This is a genomic window from Promicromonospora thailandica, from assembly GCF_024171955.1.
In the GTDB taxonomy this organism is placed as follows: domain Bacteria; phylum Actinomycetota; class Actinomycetes; order Actinomycetales; family Cellulomonadaceae; genus Promicromonospora; species Promicromonospora thailandica.
Window position 1 is genome coordinate 1 of sequence record NZ_JAMTCS010000010.1, and the last position, 18,263, is coordinate 18,263.

Annotated in this window: 15 protein-coding genes; 5 read left to right on the forward strand and 10 right to left on the reverse strand. The window is 72.3% G+C overall.

The features are described 5' to 3' along the window. Nucleotides 1-430 (forward strand): ABC transporter ATP-binding protein (locus tag APR03_RS16195; RefSeq protein ID WP_253837245.1); only part of this gene is annotated, 430 nt, incomplete at its 5' end. Next, nucleotides 430-3,090 (forward strand): FtsX-like permease family protein, encoded by a 2,661-nt coding sequence (locus tag APR03_RS16200; protein WP_253837246.1) that lies wholly within the window; start codon nucleotides 430-432, stop codon nucleotides 3,088-3,090. The genes APR03_RS16195 and APR03_RS16200, both read left to right, overlap by 1 nt. Before the next feature lie 76 nt (nucleotides 3,091-3,166). Here APR03_RS16200 and APR03_RS16205 read toward each other — a convergent pair whose 3' ends face one another. The 10 genes from APR03_RS16205 to APR03_RS16250 form a co-directional block, all read right to left on the reverse strand. Beyond that, complete coding sequence (locus APR03_RS16205; protein ID WP_253837247.1) at nucleotides 3,167-4,276, reverse strand: enolase C-terminal domain-like protein; 1,110 nt, start codon at nucleotides 4,274-4,276, stop codon at nucleotides 3,167-3,169. 20 nt (nucleotides 4,277-4,296) lie between these two features. Further along, nucleotides 4,297-5,067 (reverse strand): IclR family transcriptional regulator, encoded by a 771-nt coding sequence (locus APR03_RS25290; protein WP_253837248.1) that lies wholly within the window; start codon nucleotides 5,065-5,067, stop codon nucleotides 4,297-4,299. A gap of 24 nt (nucleotides 5,068-5,091) precedes the next feature. Next, a complete protein-coding gene (locus APR03_RS16215) occupies nucleotides 5,092-5,997 on the reverse strand; it encodes a carbohydrate ABC transporter permease (RefSeq protein WP_253837251.1) in 906 nt (301 codons plus the stop codon). Between the two features lies 1 nt (nucleotide 5,998). Continuing rightward, entirely contained in the window at nucleotides 5,999-6,973 is a 975-nt protein-coding gene (locus APR03_RS16220; RefSeq protein WP_253837252.1) for a carbohydrate ABC transporter permease, read from the reverse strand. 3 nt (nucleotides 6,974-6,976) lie between these two features. Next, complete coding sequence (locus APR03_RS16225; RefSeq protein ID WP_253837254.1) at nucleotides 6,977-8,314, reverse strand: extracellular solute-binding protein; 1,338 nt, start codon at nucleotides 8,312-8,314, stop codon at nucleotides 6,977-6,979. A 176-nt stretch (nucleotides 8,315-8,490) separates the two neighbouring features. Then, the gene (locus APR03_RS16230) at nucleotides 8,491-9,477 is read right to left on the reverse strand and encodes a glycoside hydrolase family 130 protein (RefSeq protein WP_253837255.1); all 987 of its coding nucleotides are present in this window, start codon (nucleotides 9,475-9,477) and stop codon (nucleotides 8,491-8,493) included. A gap of 8 nt (nucleotides 9,478-9,485) precedes the next feature. Then, nucleotides 9,486-10,328, reverse strand: coding sequence for a carbohydrate ABC transporter permease (locus APR03_RS16235; protein WP_253837256.1), 843 nt, complete (start codon nucleotides 10,326-10,328; stop codon nucleotides 9,486-9,488). Nucleotide 10,329: 1 nt separating this feature from the next. Beyond that, nucleotides 10,330-11,250, reverse strand: a complete 921-nt coding sequence (locus APR03_RS16240; protein ID WP_253837257.1) for a carbohydrate ABC transporter permease — start codon at nucleotides 11,248-11,250, stop codon at nucleotides 10,330-10,332. Between the two features lie 5 nt (nucleotides 11,251-11,255). After that, nucleotides 11,256-12,530, reverse strand: coding sequence for an extracellular solute-binding protein (locus APR03_RS16245; protein WP_253837258.1), 1,275 nt, complete (start codon nucleotides 12,528-12,530; stop codon nucleotides 11,256-11,258). Further along, on the reverse strand, nucleotides 12,527-13,564 hold the full coding sequence (locus APR03_RS16250) for a LacI family DNA-binding transcriptional regulator (protein WP_253837259.1): 1,038 nt from the start codon (nucleotides 13,562-13,564) through the stop codon (nucleotides 12,527-12,529). The genes APR03_RS16245 and APR03_RS16250 overlap by 4 nt, the downstream gene beginning before the upstream one ends. 123 nt (nucleotides 13,565-13,687) lie before the next feature. Here APR03_RS16250 and ilvD point away from each other — a divergent pair, with 123 nt between their 5' ends. The 3 genes from ilvD to APR03_RS16265 all read left to right on the forward strand — a co-directional run bounded on the left by ilvD (nucleotide 13,688) and on the right by APR03_RS16265 (nucleotide 18,258). After that, a complete protein-coding gene (gene ilvD, locus APR03_RS16255; RefSeq protein ID WP_253837260.1) occupies nucleotides 13,688-15,391 on the forward strand; it encodes a dihydroxy-acid dehydratase in 1,704 nt (567 codons plus the stop codon). Between the two features lie 121 nt (nucleotides 15,392-15,512). Next, the gene (putP, locus tag APR03_RS16260; protein WP_253837261.1) at nucleotides 15,513-16,994 is read left to right on the forward strand and encodes a sodium/proline symporter PutP; all 1,482 of its coding nucleotides are present in this window, start codon (nucleotides 15,513-15,515) and stop codon (nucleotides 16,992-16,994) included. A 70-nt stretch (nucleotides 16,995-17,064) separates the two neighbouring features. Beyond that, nucleotides 17,065-18,258 (forward strand): MFS transporter, encoded by a 1,194-nt coding sequence (locus tag APR03_RS16265; RefSeq protein ID WP_253837262.1) that lies wholly within the window; start codon nucleotides 17,065-17,067, stop codon nucleotides 18,256-18,258. The last annotated feature ends 5 nt before the right edge of the window (nucleotides 18,259-18,263 follow it).

The window sequence follows — 18,263 nt, forward strand, 5'->3', positions numbered from 1 at the left end:
CGGCGGGCGGGTGGACCAGGCCTGGCTGGCCACCCTGGTGGAGACGCTGGGCCTGTCGGGCCGGTTGACCCACCGTCCCGGGGAGCTGTCCGGTGGGCAGCAGCAGCGGGTGGCGATCGCGCGGGCGTTGATCGCTCAGCCGGAGGTGGTCTTCGCCGACGAGCCCACCGGGAACCTGGACTCGCGCTCGGGGGCCGAGGTGCTGTCCTTCCTGCGCCGCTCGGTGCGGGAGCTGGGGCGCACGATCATCATGGTGACCCATGACCCCTCGGCTGCCGCGTACGCGGACCGGGTGGTGCTGATCGCCGACGGTCGGATCGCCGGGGACATCAGCGACCCGACCCCGGAGTCGGCCATGGCCGGCCTGGACGCCCTGCGCACCCTGGAACCGGCCGTCACCACCGGCACCAGCACCCGGACGGGTGCGTGATGGCGACACCGACCTCCACCAGTCTGCCGACGGCGCGCCTGACCCTGGCGCAGATGCGCCGCAGCACCGGACGCCTCGCCGCCGCAGGCACCGCCATCCTCATCAGCACCGCCTTCGTCACCGTGACACTGCTGGCCGGCGGTGTCATCAACGGCACCACACGCGACATGATCGCGGCCGGGTACGCCCAGGCCGACGTCGTCGTGTCCCTGCCCGAGACCGAGCCCGGCACGTTCAGCGCGGCCGACGTCGACGCAGTCGCCGACGTCGACGGCGTCGCTGCCGTGCAGCCCGTCAAGACCTGGTTCGGCGACCTGCGCAGCGGCGGCAAGGGCGGCTTCCAGCTCTTCGCACCCGTACCCGCCGACCCCAGGCTGTCCCCGCTGGAGCTCTCCGACGGCGCCTGGCCCGCCGCGGCCGACGAGGTGGCCCTGACCGGACGCGTCGCCGACCGTCTCGAGGTCGGCGTCGGCGACACCGTGACGCTCAACCGCACCGTCTACCCCGACGGCTGGGCCGAGAGCGAGTCCGACGACCCCGCGGCCGAGCTCGGCGAGCCGGACGACATCACCGAGGAGCTGACCGTGAGCGGCATCGCGGACGACCCCTACGGCGCCTACACGTCGTACGGCGGTGCCGCCGCGGTCCCCGCCGCCACGCTCGACACCTGGAGCGCGGGCGAGCCGTTCGCCGACCCGGTGAGCGAGCTGCTGGTCGCGCTCGACGCTCCGCTGCGCGGCGACGAGGTACCCGCCGACCTGCGCGAGGCGGTCCTCGCCGCGACCGCCACCGGCGACGACACAGGTACGGACACAGGTACGGACACAGGTACGGGCGCGCGCGACGTGTCCGTCCGCACCACCGAGGCCGTGGCCGCGGAGCAGACCGCACGGCAGACCGGCGGCGAGGACCTCGTCTTCCTCGTGTTCGTGCTGACGTTCGCCGCCATCGCGCTGCTCATCGCCGCCATGGTCATCACCAACACCTTCCAGGTGCTCGTGGCCCAGCGGACGCGCACCCTCGCCCTGCTGCGCTGCATCGGGGCGGGCACCGGCCAGCTCTACCGCAGCGTGCTGCTGGAGGCGGCGATCCTCGGCGTCGTCGCCTCGGCGGCCGGCATCGTGGTGGGCGCGGCGCTCGCGCAGCTCGCCCTCGTCGTGGCGCCGTCGTTCGACCTGGGCGTGCCGCTGCCCACGACCATCTCGCCGACGTGGCAGGTGGTGGTGCTGCCGCTCGCGGTCGGCGCCGTCGTGACCGTGCTCGCGGCCCTGGCCCCTGCCCGGGCGGCGACGCGGGTCGCGCCGCTGGCCGCGCTGCGCCCGTCCGACGCCCCCACGCTGCGGGCGCGCGCCGGCCGCACGCGGCTCGTCGTCTCGATCCTCTGCATGCTCGGCGGCTTCGCGGCCCTGGGCCTCGGCGTGGCCCTCGGGATGGCCGGCAGCCCGCAGGTCGGCCTGGTCGCGTCCGTGGGCGGCGGCTCGCTCGCGTTCTTCGGCGTCGTGCTGAGCGCCGTGCTCTGGCTGCCGCGCGTCGCGGCGGGCCTGGGTGGCCTCGTGGCGCGTACCGGCCCGGCGGCCCGGCTCGCCGTCGCCAACACGCTGCGCAACCCGCGGCGGACGGCGGCCACCTCCACCGCGCTGCTCATCGGCGTCACGCTCGTGACGATGATGTCGACCGGGGCCGCGAGCGCCCGGATGTCCGCGGACTCCCTGCTCGACGAGACGTTCCCGTACGACGTGAGCGTGACGCCGTCGGACGACCGGTACGTCCAGGACGTGCGCGACGCGGTCGGCGAGACCGAGGGCGTCGGTGACACGACGCTGGTCACGCGGGCGACCGTGACCGTCGGCGGGTCGAGCACCACCGTGACGGCGGTCCAGCCCGGCGAGTTCGCCTCGGTGGTGAACGTGCCCGAGGACGCGCGGATGCTGGAGGAGGGGTTCATCCTGCTCAACGCCGACAGCGCGGGTTCGCTCGGCGTCGGCACGAACGACGTCACGACCGTCGAGGGACCGAACGGCACCATCGACCTGACCGTGCTCGTCGTCTCGGGCCAGGCGCTCGACCACGTGATGACGACCACCGACTTCGCCCGGATCACCGGCGACGACACGCAGACGGAGGTCTGGGGCACGATCACCGGGGCGGACGCGGCGACGGTGCTGGGCAGCGTGCAGGACGCGGTGGCGCAGGCCGACGGCGGCGCGTACGTGCTGGGCCCGGCCGCGCAGGCCGCGCAGTTCCGCCAGGTGGTGGACGTGATCCTCGGAATCGTCGTGGGTCTGCTGGCCGTCGCCGTGGTGATCGCCCTGATCGGCGTGACCAACACGCTGTCCCTGTCGGTCATCGAGCGCACCCGGGAGTCCGCGACCCTGCGGGCGATCGGGCTGGGCAAGGACCAGCTGCGGGGCATGCTCGCGGTCGAGGGCATGCTGATCGCGGGGGTGGGCGCGGTGCTGGGCATCGTGCTGGGGCTGGTGTTCGGCTGGGCCGGTGCGGCCACCGCGCTGTCGCTCATGGGCGACGTGCGCTACGCCGTGCCGTGGACGGACATCGCGGTGGTGCTGGGCGTCGCCCTCGTGGCGGGCCTGCTGGCCTCGGTGGTCCCGGCGCGCACGGCGGTCCGTACGTCCCCGGTGGCGGCCCTGGGCGTCGAGTGACCCCTCCCGCCGAGGTGGTCGGGTGGCGAGGTGGTCGCCACCCGACCGCCTCGGCGGGTCGGGGCGCGGGCCGGGGTCAGGACTGCAGCGGGCGCAGGTGCTGGGCGGCCGGGAGCGGGAGGCCGAAGCCCGGGGCGTCGTCCAGGCGCAGCACGCCGTCCACGGGGTCGAGCAGCGCGGGGTCGACGCCGGCCACGGTGCCCGGCACACCCTCGACGACCTCGACGTTGCCGAGCCCGGCGGCCAGGTGCGCCGCGTAGCGGGTCTTGAGCGGCCGGCCCCAGGCGTGCGGGGAGCCGTGCACGCCGTCGGCCACGAGGCGGGGCATCAGCCGCCGCCACGCCGTCAGGCCGTAGGACAGCACGTCCATGAGCAGCACGTCGATCGACCCGGCCGCCGCGACCGGCAGCAGCGCGGCGACGTCGGGCGAGGTCTCCCCCTCGGCGATCCGGGTGTCCGGCGAGTGCGCGTCGAGCCAGGCGCGCAGTGCCTTGAGGTCGTCCGCGTCGTCCAGGAATGGCTCCTCGACCCAGAACAGGCCGACGTCGGCCACGGCCTCCAGGTAGGCCAGGAACCCGTCGCGGTCGTAGCCGTCGTTGGCGTCCACCAGGATGCGCGCGTCGGGGAACGCCTCCCGGACCGCGCGGGTCACCGCGACGTCGCGGGCGTCGCCGGCCTCGCGCGGGAGCCACCTGTTGCCCCGGCCGATCTTGAGCTTGAAGTCGCGGTGGCCCAGGGCGGCGTCGGCGCGGCACTCCTCGACCAGCACGTCGATCCCGCGCGGCGCCTCGTCGGGGTCGAGGTCGTCGAAGTAGATGGCGCCGTCGTAGACCGCGACGTCGGGCGAGCCGTGCCCGCCGAGCAGCGCGTGCACGGGGGCGTCGAGCACCACGCCGAGCAGGTCGTGCAGCGCGATGTCGAGCCAGTGCTCCGCGTCGTTGCGGATGCCCGCGGCGGGGTCGATCAGCTCCGACAGCCGACGCCCCTCGACCCGGGCGACGTCGCCCGGCGGGCCCTCGAACAGCCCCCAGCCGGTGCGGCCGTCGTCGGTGACCAGCACCGCCACGTGGGAGTCGGGTCCGGAGCCGTGGCTGCCGAGCCGTGCGTTGCGGCCGACGGTCCGGGGGTAGCGGGTCTCCAGCGAGGCGAGCCGGACGGAGCTGATGCGGGGGTCTGCGGAGGGCATGGGATCCAATCGGGTGCGGGTCAGGTGCGTTCGGGCGGGGGTGCCGCGCCGAGCGCGGCGGAGAGGCGGGCGGCGGTGCGGAGCACCGCCGCCACGATGGCGGGCTGGGCCGCGACGATGCGGTCGCGCGGGCCGGCCACGCTGATCGCGGCGACCGGGCCGCCCGTCCCGCGGACCGGCGCGGCGATGCAGCGGACGCCGGGCTCGCGCTCGGCGTCGTCCAGGGCCCAGCCGCGCTCACGGATCAGGTCGAGGTCGGCGTGCAGCGCGGACGGCGTGGTCAGGGTGGTGTCGGTGTACCCGGTGAGCGGGAGGCGGTCGACCACGGCCCGGGCGTCGGCGGCGGGCAGGGCCGACAGGTAGGCCTTGCCCAGCGCCGACGCGTGCAGCGGGGCGCGGCTGCCGAGCTTGGACACCACCTTGACCACCTGCGGCCCCTCCTCCTGCATGACGTAGCACATCTGGTCGTCGTCGACGACGGCGATGAACGCCGTCTCCTCGGTCTCGGCCACCAGCTCGCGCAGCGGCCCGGGCCCGACGGCGTGGATGTCGAGGCCCTCCATCGCCTGCAGCCCGAGCCGCAGGACGACGGGCCCCAGGCGCAGCTCGGCGTCGCCCACCACGTAGCCCCGCTCGCGCAGCGTGCCCACGATGCGGTACGCCGCGCTGCGGCTCAGACCGAGGTCCGCCGCGAGGCGCTGCACCGTCACCCCCGGGCCTGCGGCGATGCGTTCCACGATGTCCAGGCCGCGTGCGAGGGTTCCGGGGTTGCCGGTGCTCGTGTCGTTCACGCTGCCATTCTGCACGGCACCGGCTCATCCCTTGAGACCGGACCGGGCCACACCGGCGATCACGAACCGCTGCACGAAGGCGAACAGGATCAGCACGGGCACGCTCGCGATCGCCGCGCCGGCCATGACGGCCGGGAAGTCGGTCGCGTACGCGCCGCGCAGCGTCGCCAGGCCCGCGGGCAGCGTGAGCCGCTCCGGGTTGAACAGCACGTACAGCGGCCAGAGGAAGTCGTTCCAGCTGCCCAGGAAGGACAGCAGGCCGAGGGTGGCCAGCGGCGCCCGGGACAGCGGCAGCACCACGCGGACGAAGATCTGCCACCGGTTGGCGCCGTCGATCAGGGCAGCCTCCTCGAGCTCGGCCGGGAGGCTCTGGAAGAACTGCACCAGGAAGAACACGCCGAACGCGCTGGCCGCGCCGGGCACCACGAGCGCCCAGACGCTGTCGAGCCAGCCCAGCCCGTCCACGATGAGGTAGTTCGGCATGAGGAAGACGAAGCCGGGTACGAAGAGCGTGCCGATGACCAGCGCGAAGATCAGCCGGCGGCCGGGAAACCGCATCCGGGCCAGCGGGTAGGCGGCCGCCGAGGCCGTGGCCAGCACCAGCACGGTGTGCAGCACGCCCACGAGCACCGAGTTGCCGAGCCAGCGCAGCAGCGGGGCCTGGGCGTCGGCGAACAGCCGGCCGTAGCCCTCGACGGTCGGCGTCGGCGGGATCCACTGCGGCGGCAGGGCCGTCGCGTCCCCCGTCGTCTTGAACGACGTGGACAGCATCCACAGCAGCGGGGCCAGGATCAGCACGGACAGGATGAGCAGGGCCGCGTACAGCAGCAGCGTGCCGACGACGCCGCGCCCCGTGGCCGGGTCACGCCGGGTGCGCGGGGCGGGCACGGGACGGGTGGTGCTGCTCGCGGGAACGGCGGTGGTCGCCACGTCAGCTCTCCTTCTGTCGCAGGAACAGGAAGTTCAGGGCGCTGACGACGATCAGCAGCAGGGCCAGCAGGTAGCTCATCGCGGCGGCGAGGCCCATGCGGAACTGCTCCAGGCCCACGTCGGCGATCAGCATGATGGCCGTGCGGGTCTCGTTCGACGGGTTGCCGCCGGTGAGCAGGTAGGACTGGCCGAACATGTTGGCCGACGCCAGCACGGTCATGGTCAGGACGAAGAGGATGACGGGCCGCAGCTGCGGGATCGTGACGTGCACGAACTGCTGCCAGCGGCTCGCGCCGTCGACCTTGGCGGCGTCGTAGAGCGCCTCGTCCACGTTCTGCAGCCCCGCGAGGTAGACCACTGAGTTGAAGCCCATGGTCCACCAGACGGTCACGCCCACGAGCGACACCCAGACCCACGGGGTCGCCGTCAGCCACGGGACCGGCTCGGTGACGCCGAGCTGCGCCAGGTACCCGTTGATCAGGCCGGTGTTGCCGTTGAGCAGGTACTGCCACAGCAGGCCCACCACGCTGACGCCCAGCACGTAGGGCGCGAAGAAGACCGCCCGGAAGAACGTGCGCCCGCGGAACCGCTGGTTGAGCAGCAGCGCCAGGCCGAGCGGGATCGCCATGAGCAGCGGCACGGAGAGCACCACGAACAGGCCGGTGGCCCGCATGCTCTCCCAGAACTGCTGCGCCACGAGCGCGTCCGGGGTGAACAGGTCCACGTAGTTCTGCAGGCCCACGAACGGGCGGTCCGGCAGGAAGAAGTCCCAGTTGTGCAGGCTCATCCACAGGCCGGCGACAGCCGGGACCAGCACGAACGTGCCGAAGATCAGCACGAACGGCGCGAGGAAGACGTACGGCGTCCAGGGCCGGGGACGATGCGGCGAGCGGGGCGTCGGGTAGAGGCCGGCGCGCGGGGCCGGCGCACCGCCGGTGCGGCGCTCCCGAGAGGCGATGGCGGCGATGGCGGTCATGGGTCAGGCCCTCCCGTACTTCTCGGCGTTCTCCTGCAGCAGGAAGGACGCCTGGGTGGTCGCGGTCTCCAGCGCCGCGCGGGGGTCACCGAGCGAGAGCAGGGCGTCGCCGATCGCGGGGTACAGGATGCTGGTCTGCACCTCGGCGATGCCGGGCACGAGCGGGTAGAACCGGATGTGCTCGACACCCCCGGCGACGTGTGACTGCGCTGTCATCTGAGCGAGCTCGGGCGAGTCGAGGACGGGCAGGCGCGCCGGCACCGGGCCGGCGGACGCCCAGCCGGTCGAGTTCGCCAGGATCCAGCCGAGGAACGTCACGACGGCGGCCAGGCGGTCGGCGTCGAACCGGGGCTGGCGGGCCACCACGAACTGGTGCGAGCCGGAGAAGGCGGCCTGCTCGGTGCCGATCCGCGGCAGCGGGGCGACGTCCCAGTCCAGCCCCTCGACCGAGCCGAGGTCGTTGATGAAGGCGCCGGGACCACCCCACAGGAACGCGTTCTGGTCGTTCTTGAACGCCATCGAGGCGTCCGAGCCGCTGACGTCCCGCGGGCTCCAGCCGGTCCGGATCAGCGACTGCTGCCAGGCGAGCGCGTCGACGCCGGGCTGCTCGGCGAACGTCGCGGCGCGGCCGTCGCCGGAGTAGTGCTCGCCGCCGAACTGCCACAGCAGGGAGTCGAAGCCGCGCCCCACACCCTGCGGGTCGACGGCGGGCAGCCAGTGGCCCCGTACGCCGGACGACGCCAGCGCGTCGAGCGCGTGCTCGTAGGCGGCGCGGTCGGCCGGCGGGGCGTCGGGGTCGAGACCCGCCCGCTCCAGCACGCGGCGGTTGTAGAACAGCGAGTCCGGCCACATGTCCAGCGGCAGCGACCAGCGCTGGTCGCGGTAGACGCCGGAGCCCCAGACCACCGGCAGGTAGTCCTCCTCGCGCAGGCCGACCGTCTGCAGGATCTCGTCGACCGGCATGATCACCTTCCGGGCGGCGTTCGTGGCCACCTGGAAGTTGTGCATGAGCGCGAAGTCGGGTGCCAGGCCGCTCGTCACCGCGGCGGGGAACTTCTGGTAGAAGTCCGGCCAGGGCAGGGCGTACATGTCGATGCGGACGTTCGGGTGCTCCCGCGTGAACTCCGCCAGGAGCTCCCGCATCACGGGGCCGTCGCCGCCCGTGAGCCCGTTCCAGAACTTCAGCCGGACCGGCGGTCCGTCGTAGGCCGCCGGGATGCGGGGCAGCGCCGCCGTCCCGATCGTCGGCGCGCAGCCAGTGACCGCCGCCGCGACGCCGGCGAGGCCGGCCGCGCCGATCGCCCGCAGGACCGCGCGGCGCGTGAACGTACTCGTCTCCACGTCTCACCCCATCGTGTGACTGTCCCGCTGACCGGGACCTCTGTGTCGATCACCGGGACACTACTGGGGGTGAAGCACGGGGTCAACACCCGTCCACACGCCGCGACCCAGTCATCGCGCCCGGAACCACGGTGGATTCCGGGCGCGATGACTGGGTCGCGGAAGGTGCGCCGGGGTCAGAGGGCCAGGGTCGTGCCGTACGGGCGGGACGGGTCGTGGACGGCGACCGCCAGCGTCGTGTCCGACTGGCCGTAGTACGCGAACCACTTCCCGTGGAACTGGACCAGGCCCTCGACGAACGTCACGTTCGAGACCAGCCCGTTCCTGTCCTCGAACGTCTGCGGGCGCAGCCACGGCTCCTGCAGCCGGGCGAGCACCCGCGTCGGGTTGTCGGGGTCGATGGCGATCTGCCCGCACCGGTAGTCGACGTCGACGCTGCCGTCCGGGTTGATCGTGCGCGTGGCCCCGTTGGTGAGCATGACGAGCAGCCCGTTGTCGGTGAGCACGGGCGAGGTGCCGATCTCCACCAGGTCGGCGTCGAACGAGCCGGGCGTGGGCGAGTACATGGGCTCGGTGTCCGGGCTGCCGGGCGTCCAGTGGATCAGGTCGTCGCTCGTGGCCCAGTAGATGGCGCCCTCGCCGAAGTACATCCACCACTTCCCCTGCATCCGCACCGGCACGATCACGCCGGCCTTGGACCAGTTGAAGCCGCGCGGGTCCACGGTCGCGAAGGTGTCGAACGACTCGAACAGGGGGCCGTGCTTGGTCCACGTGTGCAGGTCGGTCGACGTGGCGAGGCACAGCTGCGCGCTGTGCCGGTCCCAGCCGGTGTAGGTCAGGTAGTAGGTTCCCTCGATGTACGCGATGCGGGGGTCCTCGCACCCGTAGCGCTCGTAGTCCTCGGACGGCGAGAGGATCGGCTCGGCCTCGCGCTCGAAGTGGTAGCCGTCGCTGCTCCGCGCCAGCCCGATGTGGGACACGATGTCCTCGGCGTGCGCGCGGTACAGCAGCACCACCTCGTCGTCGACCACCAGGGCGGCCGGGTTGTAGAGGTTCGCCGACTCCCAGCTGCCGCCGCGGGGGCGCAGGATCGGGTTGTGCTCGTACGGCACGAACGGGCCCAGGGGGAAGGTGGCGTTCGTGAACATGCTGGTGGCGCTCATGGTGTGGGTCAGCCCTTCACGGCGGAGCCGATGTTGGATGCGGTGAAGTACCGCTGGAACAGGACGAAGAGAACGACGACGGGGAACGCGAGCGTGGTGGCGCCCGCCAGGATCGCGCCGTTCGGGTTGGCGGTGGACTGGGCCACGTTGGAGATGTAGTTCGCCAGCGACACCGCGAGCGGCTGCAGCGTGGCGTCCTTGGTGATGAGGAACGGCCAGAGGAACTCGTTCCACGGCCCGATGAAGGTGACCAGCACGACCGTGGTCAGGGCCGGCCGGACCAGCGGCACCGCGATCGAGCGCACGATGCGCAGCTCGCTCGCGCCGTCGATCCGCGCCGCCTCGAACATCTCCTGCGGCAGCGCCCGGAAGAACTGCGTGAAGATGAACACCGCGGTCGTGTTGATCGCGAACGGCAGGATCATCCCGAGGTACGTGTCACCGAGGCCGAAACCCCGGGTGATCTGCACGTACAGCGGGATCATCAGCAGCTGGAACGGCACCATCTGGACCAGCAGCATGAGCACCCAGGTGGCGCCCCGGCCGCGGAAGTCCAGCCGCGCCATCGCGTAGCCCGCGAGCAGCCCGAACGTCACGGTGCCCAGCAGCACGCCGGCGGTGAACACCAGCGAGTTGAGCAGCGAGCCGAGCAGGTCGATCCGCGAGTCGATCGCCGCGAAGTTGCCGAGCGTCCAGCCGGACGTCGGCAGGAGCTGGCCCGGGGTGTTGGTGGGGCTCTCCTGGAAGGCCCCCACCACCATGAACCAGAACGGGAAGGCGAACACGGCCGCCGCCAGGGTGAGCAGCAGGTAGCGCACCCAGGTGCCGGGCTGTCGTCGAGTCGTTCGCATGTCAGCGCTCCCGGTTGATGCGGTTGGCGGCGAGCGACAGCACGCCGACGACGATGACCAGCAGCATGCCGATGGCCGCGGCGGTGTCCGGGTTCTGCTGCTGGATGCCCCGCTGGTAGATCAGCAGCACGGGTGTCACGGAGGCGCCGTCCGGGCCGCCGCCGTTGGTGAGCAGGTACGGCTCGGTGAACAGGTTGGCCCCCGTGATGATCGCCAGGACCAGCACCAGCACGGTGGTGGAGCGCACGCCGGGCACGGTCACGTTGAGGAACCGCTGCCAGGCGTTCGCGCCGTCCGTCTCGGCCGACTCGTGCAGCTCGCGCGGCACGTTCTGCAGCGCCGCGAGGTACAGCAGGATGTAGAAGCCGAGCTGCTTCCAGGTCACGTACAGCGCGATCGTCGGCATCGCCAGGGACGAGCTGACCAGCCACGACGGGTCCGGCGCGAGCGGCCCGAGGACGGCGTTGACGAGCCCGCCCGACGAGAACAGCAGCAGCCACACGCCGACCAGCGACACGCTCGCGGTGAGGTAGGGCACGTAGAACGCGACGCGGTACGCCGCCGCCCACCGGATGCCCGCGTTCAGGGCGTTGGCCAGCACCATCGACAGCACCACGGTGAGCGGCACGTTGATGACGAGGAACACCCCGATGTTCCGGAACGACTCCAGGACCTGCGGGTCCTGCAGCACGGTGACGAAGTTGTCCAGGCCCACGAAGGGCTTGGGCACCTCGACGCCGGGCGCGGTGAAGAAGTAGTCGTGGAACGCGATCCAGACCGCGAACCCCAGCGGGTAGGCGAAGATCGCGAGCACGAACACGAGGTACGGCAGCGCGAACAGCGAGCCGATCGGCTGCCTGCCCCACCAGTGGTGCCGGGTGGTGCGGGGCTCGCGCGTCGTCGTGCCGGGTCGGGTGGTCATTCAGATCATTCCTGGACGAGTCCGTCGATGGTCTGCGCGGCGCCGCTCAGGAACTCGTCCACGCCGGTCGTGCCGAAGATGACCGCCGAGGAGTAGGCGTCGCGGAACGCCTGCCACGCCTCGACCGAGTTCGGGATGCTGGGCACGTCGCCCGTGCGCTGGTCGGCGAACACCTCGTAGGCCGGGTTGTCCGCGAAGTAGTCGGCGTAGGTCGTGCCCAGGTCGGTGCGCAGCGGCATCTGGCCGGTGGCCTCCAGCAGGGCGCCGTCGTTCTCCTCGCTGGTGGAGAACTTCAGGAACTCCCACGCGGTGCCCTGGTTCTCGCACGCGGTGAACATCGAGACGTTCTTGGAGTCGGCGAACGTCACGGGGTCGGCCTCGCCGTCCGACGTCGGCACGGGCATGAAGCCGACGTCGACGCTGTCCGCGTACGACGCGATGGCCCACGGGCCCGCGAGCTGCATCGCCGTCGTCCCGGCGGACATGGCGTCGTCGGTCGACGCCTCCTTCGGCGCGAGGCCGTCGGAGTAGACCGTGGCCCAGAAGTCGGCGACGGCCTTGCCGTTCTCGTCGTCGAACGTGGCCTTGCCGTCCTCGACCAGGGGCGTGCCACCGGACTCGGCGAGGTACAGGGGGTAGAAGTCGAACCACGGCTGGAAGAACTCGTTGGTCGGCGACGGCCAGATGGCACTGTCCGCCGCACCCGAGTCCACGATCTGCCGCGCGCCGGCGAGGAAGTCGTCGTACGTGGCCATGTCCGGGTTCTCCGGGTCGAGGCCCGCCTTCTCGAAGACGGTCTTGTTGTACATGACCATCACCGGGTTCGACTTCCACGGCAGCTGGTAGTACCCGTCGTCGGTGAGGTAGGTCTGCGCGCCGTCGCCCACCCGGTCCTCGATGTAGCTCGCGCCGTCCTCGATCTGGGACAGGTTCACGAGCCCGCCCTGGCGCACCCAGCCGGGCACCGCGGCGCTCGAGATGTTGTAGACCAGGCAGGGCGCGGTCCCGGCGGTGATCGCGGCGGTGATCGCCTCCTCGGACGACGAGCCGGCCGGGATCTCCTGCGCGGTCACCTCCTCGTCGGGGTGCTCGGCGTTCCAGGCCTCGACGACGGCCTTGCCCCAGGCGACCTCCTGCTCGTTGTTGGACAGCCAGACGGTGATCGGGCCGGTGCCCGAGGCGTTCTCGCCGCCGGTGCCACCGCCTCCGCCGGAGCAGGCGGCGGTGAGTGCCACCGCGGTGAGCAGCGCGGCGGCCGGGGCGATACGGGGGTGCTTCATGAGAACTCCTCCTCGAGTTCGGAGTGGTGTGCCTCGGGTGCGGGGCCGGCGGTGCTGGCGCGCAGGCGAAGCTGGTTGCAGTCGACCGTCACGGACTCGGGCGGCTCGCCGGCGAGGTCGGCCAGCAGCCGTTCGGCCGCCACCCTCCCCCGGCGGAACGGGTCGGTGGAGACGCTGGTCAGGGCGGGGCTCAGGTGAGCCGAGAGGTGGTCGTCGTCGAATCCGGCGACGGCGAGGTCGTCCGGGACCAGGAGGCCCCGGCTGCGTGCGTAGGAGTAGCCGGCGATGGCCATCGTGTCGTTGGCGTAGAGGATGGCGGTCGGCCGGTCGGGCAGGTCGAGCAGCTCGGCGGTGAGGGCTCGGCCGCTCCCGGCGGTGAAGTCCCCCTCACGCAGCAGCTCCCGGCTGCCGAGGCTCTGCACGTACGCCCGCGCGCGGGCGTCCGAGTGCACGTAGTCGAGCGGACCCGACACGTGGGCGATGCGGGTGTGACCCTGGCCGCGCAGGTGGGCGACCAGGTCGCGCACCGGTGCGGCGTCGTCCGTGCGGACGCTCGAGAACGGGCTCTCGGCGTCGTAGGCACCCAGCAGGACGGCGGGCAGCCGGAGCTGCCGCAGGTAGTCGACCCGCCAGTCCTCCAGGTGGAGGTCGAGCACGATCACGCCGTCCGCCCGGCCGCTGGCCATGGCGCGGTAGGCCCGCTCCTCCGCGGTGCGTCCGGTGACGACCTGGAGCAGGAGGGCGATCTCGTGCCCGGCGAGCGCGGACTCGACGCCCGAGATGAAGGCGGGGAAGAACGCGTCGGAGGCGAGGATCGCCGGGTCGCGCGAGAGCACGACGCCGACGGCGTTGGCGCGGCGGGCCGCGAGCGCCCGGGCCCGGGAGCTGGGCACCCAGTCGAGGCGCTTGGCCGCGGCGAAGACGCGTGCCTTGGTGGTCGCCGAGATGGGCCGCTTGCCGCTGTAGGCGTGCGAGACGGTGGCCTTGGTGACGCCCGCGGCGCGGGCGACGTCGTCGATCGTGGGCCGCTGCATCGCTCTCCTCCCTCCGGTTGCTCGGGTACGGTCAACGTAAAACCGGTTTGACGATGCCGCCAACCGGTTTGACGATCGGCTGTCCCACCTGCGGCGGCGTGGGCCCGCGGGCAGAATGCTGGGATGAGCGACAACCCCCCGGTCGACATCAAGCCCCGCTCCCGCCAGGTGACCGACGGTCTGGAGGCCACCGCGGCGCGCGGCATGCTGCGCGCCGTCGGGCTCGGCGACGACGACTTCGCGAAGCCGCAGGTCGGCGTGGCGAGCTCGTGGAACGAGATCACGCCCTGCAACCTGTCGCTGGACCGGCTGGCCCAGGCGTCCAAGGAGGGGGTGCACGCGGCGGGCGGCTATCCGCTGGAGTTCGGCACCATCTCGGTCTCGGACGGCATCTCGATGGGTCACGAGGGCATGCACTTCTCGCTGGTCTCGCGGGACGTCATCGCCGACTCGGTCGAGACGGTGATGCAGGCGGAGCGCCTGGACGGCTCGGTGCTGCTGGCCGGCTGCGACAAGTCGCTGCCCGGCATGCTCATGGCGGCGGCCCGCCTGGACCTGTCGAGCGTGTTCCTCTACGCGGGCTCGATCATGCCGGGCTGGGTCAAGCTCAGCGACGGCACCGAGAAGCAGGTCACGATCATCGACGCCTTCGAGGCGGTCGGGGCGTGCGCGCGGGGCCTGATGAGCCGGGAGGACGTGGACCGCATCGAGCGGGCGATCTGTCCCGGCGAGGGTGCGTGCGGCGGCATGTACACGGCCAACACGATGGCGTCGGCGGCCGAGGCGCTGGGCATGTCCCTGCCCGGGTCGGCGGCCCCGCCGTCGGCCGACCGGCGGCGCGACGCGTGGGCGCACCGCTCGGGCGAGGCCGTGGTGAACCTGCTGCGCCAGGGCATCACGGCGCGCGACATCCTGACCAAGGAGGCGTTCGAGAACGCGATCGCCGTGGTCATGGCGTTCGGCGGGTCGACGAACGCGGTGCTGCACCTGCTGGCCATCGCGTACGAGGCCGAGGTGGAGCTGACCCTGGACGACTTCTCGCGCGTCGCCGACCGCGTGCCGCACCTGGGCGACCTCAAGCCGTTCGGCCGGTACGTGATGAACGACGTCGACCGCATCGGCGGCGTTCCCGTCGTGATGAAGGCGCTGCTGGACGCCGGGCTGCTGCACGGCGACGCGCTGACCGTCACCGGGCGCACGGTGGCGGAGAACCTGGCCGAGATCGACCCGCCGGACCCGGACGGCAAGATCCTGCGCGCGATGGACGACCCCATCCACCGCACGGGCGGCATCACGATCCTGCACGGGTCGCTCGCGCCGGAGGGCGCCGTCGTGAAGTCTGCGGGGTTCGACTCCGACGTGTTCGAGGGGACGGCGCGCGTGTTCGAGCGGGAGCGGGCGGCGCTCGACGCGCTGGAGGACGGCACCATCCAGGCGGGCGACGTCGTCGTCATCCGCTACGAGGGGCCCAAGGGCGGGCCGGGCATGCGCGAGATGCTCGCGATCACGGGCGCGATCAAGGGCGCGGGCCTGGGCAAGGACGTGCTGCTCGTGACCGACGGGCGGTTCTCGGGCGGCACCACGGGCCTGTGCGTGGGGCACATCGCCCCCGAGGCCGTGGACGGCGGGCCCGTCGCGTTCGTGCGCGACGGCGACCGCATCCGCCTCGACGTGGCGGCCAAGACGCTGGACCTGCTCGTGGAGCCGGCCGAGCTGGAGGTCCGCCGGGCGGGCTGGGCGCCGCTCCCCCACGGCTACACGCGCGGTGTGCTGGCCAAGTACACCAAGCTCGTCCAGTCGGCGTCGAAGGGTGCGGTGCTGGCGTAGCCCGCAGAACCGACGGCCGCGCCGACCCGCGTTGGGCCCGGGTGAATGTTCGTGCCAGAATCCCGGGTTCACGCGCCACCACCGCGAAGACAACTCTGCACCGGACCCCAGGAGCACAACGATGTCCCCCGAAGCCTGGAAGACGACGGCGATCGTCGTCTACCTCGTCCTCATGCTCGCGATCGGCTACGCGGCGTTCCGCCGCACCGACGACCTCGGCGACTACATGCTGGGCGGGCGCCGCCTCAGCCCCGGCGTGGCCGCGCTGAGCGCGGGCGCCTCCGACATGTCCGGCTGGCTGCTGATGGGCCTGCCGGGCGCCATCTACGTGAGCGGCCTGGTCGAGTCGTGGATCGCGATCGGCCTCACGATCGGCGCGTGGCTGAACTGGAAGTTCGTCGCGCCGCGCCTGCGCGCCTACACGGAGACGGCGAAGAACTCGATCACCATCCCGAGCTTCTTCGAGAACCGGCTGCACGACACGTCCCGCCTGCTGCGCGTGGCCTCCGGCGCCATCATCCTCGTGTTCTTCACCTTCTACGTGTCGTCCGGCATGGTCGCCGGCGGCACGTTCTTCGAGAGCTCGTTCGGTTTCGACTACACCACGGGCATCTGGGTGGTGGGCGGCGTGACGCTGGCCTACACCCTGTTCGGCGGGTTCCTCGGTGCCACGTGGACCGACGTCGCGCAGGGCCTGCTCATGCTCGCGGCCCTCGTCGTGGTGCCGATCGTCGCGTTCGTCGAGGTCGGCGGGTGGGGACCGGTCCGCGAGGGCCTGCTGGCCGCCGAGACCAGCGGCGCCGCCAACCACCTGTCGTTCGTGGCCGGCGCGTCGGCCACGACCATCATCTCCGCGGCCGCGTGGGGCCTGGGCTACTTCGGGCAGCCGCACATCATCGTGCGTTTCATGGCGATGCGTTCCCCGCGCGACGCCGTCGCCGGGCGCCGGATCGGCATCTCCTGGATGGTCGCGACGGCGCTCGGTGCCGTGCTCACCGGGCTCATCGGCGTGGCGTTCGTGGGGTCGCGCGGCGAGACGCTGGACAACCCCGAGACGGTGTTCCTGTACCTGTCGCAGGTGCTGTTCCACCCGCTGGTGGCCGGGTTCGTGCTGGCCGCGGTGCTCGCGGCGATCATGTCCACGATCTCCTCGCAGCTCATCGTGTCCTCCTCGGCCCTGGTCGAGGACCTCGTCAAGATCGCCGGGCGGGAGATGTCCGCCCGCACCGAGGTGCTGCTGGGCCGCGCGGGCGTGCTGCTCGTCGCCACGGTCGCCGGGATCATCGCGTTCGACCGCACCGACACCATCCTCGACCTGGTCGGGTTCGCCTGGGCGGGCTTCGGCGCCGCGTTCGGCCCCGTCGTGATCCTGAGCCTGTACTGGCGCCGGCTCACGTCCTGGGGCGCGCTGGCGGGCATGGTCACCGGCGCCGTCGTCGTGTTCGCCTGGGGCCGGTCCCCGCTGGCCGACACCCTCTACGAGCTCGTGCCCGGTTTCGTGCTGGGGGCACTCGTCGCCGTCGTCGTCAGCCTCCTCACGCCCGCCCCGTCCGCGGCCGTGCGCGAGGAGTACGCGGAGGCGACGCGGCGCGCGACGGCGTGACCACGCCCGGCCGCTGCCCACTGGGCGGACCAGGTCGTTGCCGTAGGTAACTATCTGGCACGATGGCGGTGTGACGGACGCACCAGGAGACCCCGAGTTCCGCTTCCGTGACATCGCCGTCGTCGCCTACCTGCCGTCCGTGGTGAGCTCGGTCGGCCACGGCGCCGTCATGCCGATCCTGGCCATCCACGCCGGTGACCTGGGCGCCGGCACGGCGCTGGCCGCGTTCGTCGTCGCACTGCTCGGCATCGGCCAGCTCGCCAACTCGCTGCCGTCGGGCGCGCTGGTGGCCCGGCTCGGCGAGCGCCGCACGCTCGTGATCGCGGGCCTCGTCGACGCCGCCGCGATGCTCGCCGCCTTCCTGGTGCCGTCGGTGTGGCTGCTGTGCGTGGCCGTGTTCGTCAGCGGCATGAGCTGGACGGCGTTCCTGCTCGCCCGCCAGGGCTTCCTCATCGACGCCGTGCCGGTCAGCCACCGGGCCCGGGGCATGGCGCTGCTCGGCGGGTCGATGCGCCTCGGCATCCTGGTGGGCCCGCTGCTCGGCGCGCTCCTGATCCACGTGCTCGGGGTGCGGTCGGTGTTCGTGCTCGCGGCGTGCGCGTCGCTCGCCTCGGCGCTGATCGTGACCCGCATGCCCGACTTCGGCCGCGTGTCGCGCGGCATCACCCCGCTGCCCGTGCGCACTGTGCTGTGGGAGCACCGCCGCACGCTGCTCACCCTGGGCGTGGCGGTCATCATCATCGGCGCGTCCCGCTCGGTACGCACCGGCCTGCTGCCGCTGTGGGCCGACCACGTGCACATCTCCGCCGCCGTGGTCTCGCTGCTGTTCGCTGTCGCGGCCACCATCGACATCCTGCTCACGCTCCCGGGCGGCTGGTTGCTCGACACCAAGGGCCGCCAGGTGGTGGCCATCCCGGTGGTGCTCGCCGTGGGCGTCGGCTGCCTGCTGCTGCCCCTGACGGACGACGCCCTGGGCGTCGGCCTGGTCATGGCCGTCATCGCACTCGGCAACGGGCTCGGGTCGGGCATCGTGATGACGCTCGGGGCCGACGTCGCCCCGCAGGAGGGCCGGTCGCAGTTCCTCGGCGGGTGGCGGCTGTGCGGCGACATCGGCAACACCGGCGGGCCGCTGCTCGTCTCGGCCGTCGCCGCCGTCGCGCCGCTGGCCGTCGCGCCCGTCGTGATCGGCGTGCTGGCGCTGGCCGGCACCGTCTGGGTGGGGCACTGGACGGGCCGCGCCGACCGGGACCGGCGGGGCGGCTAGGCCCG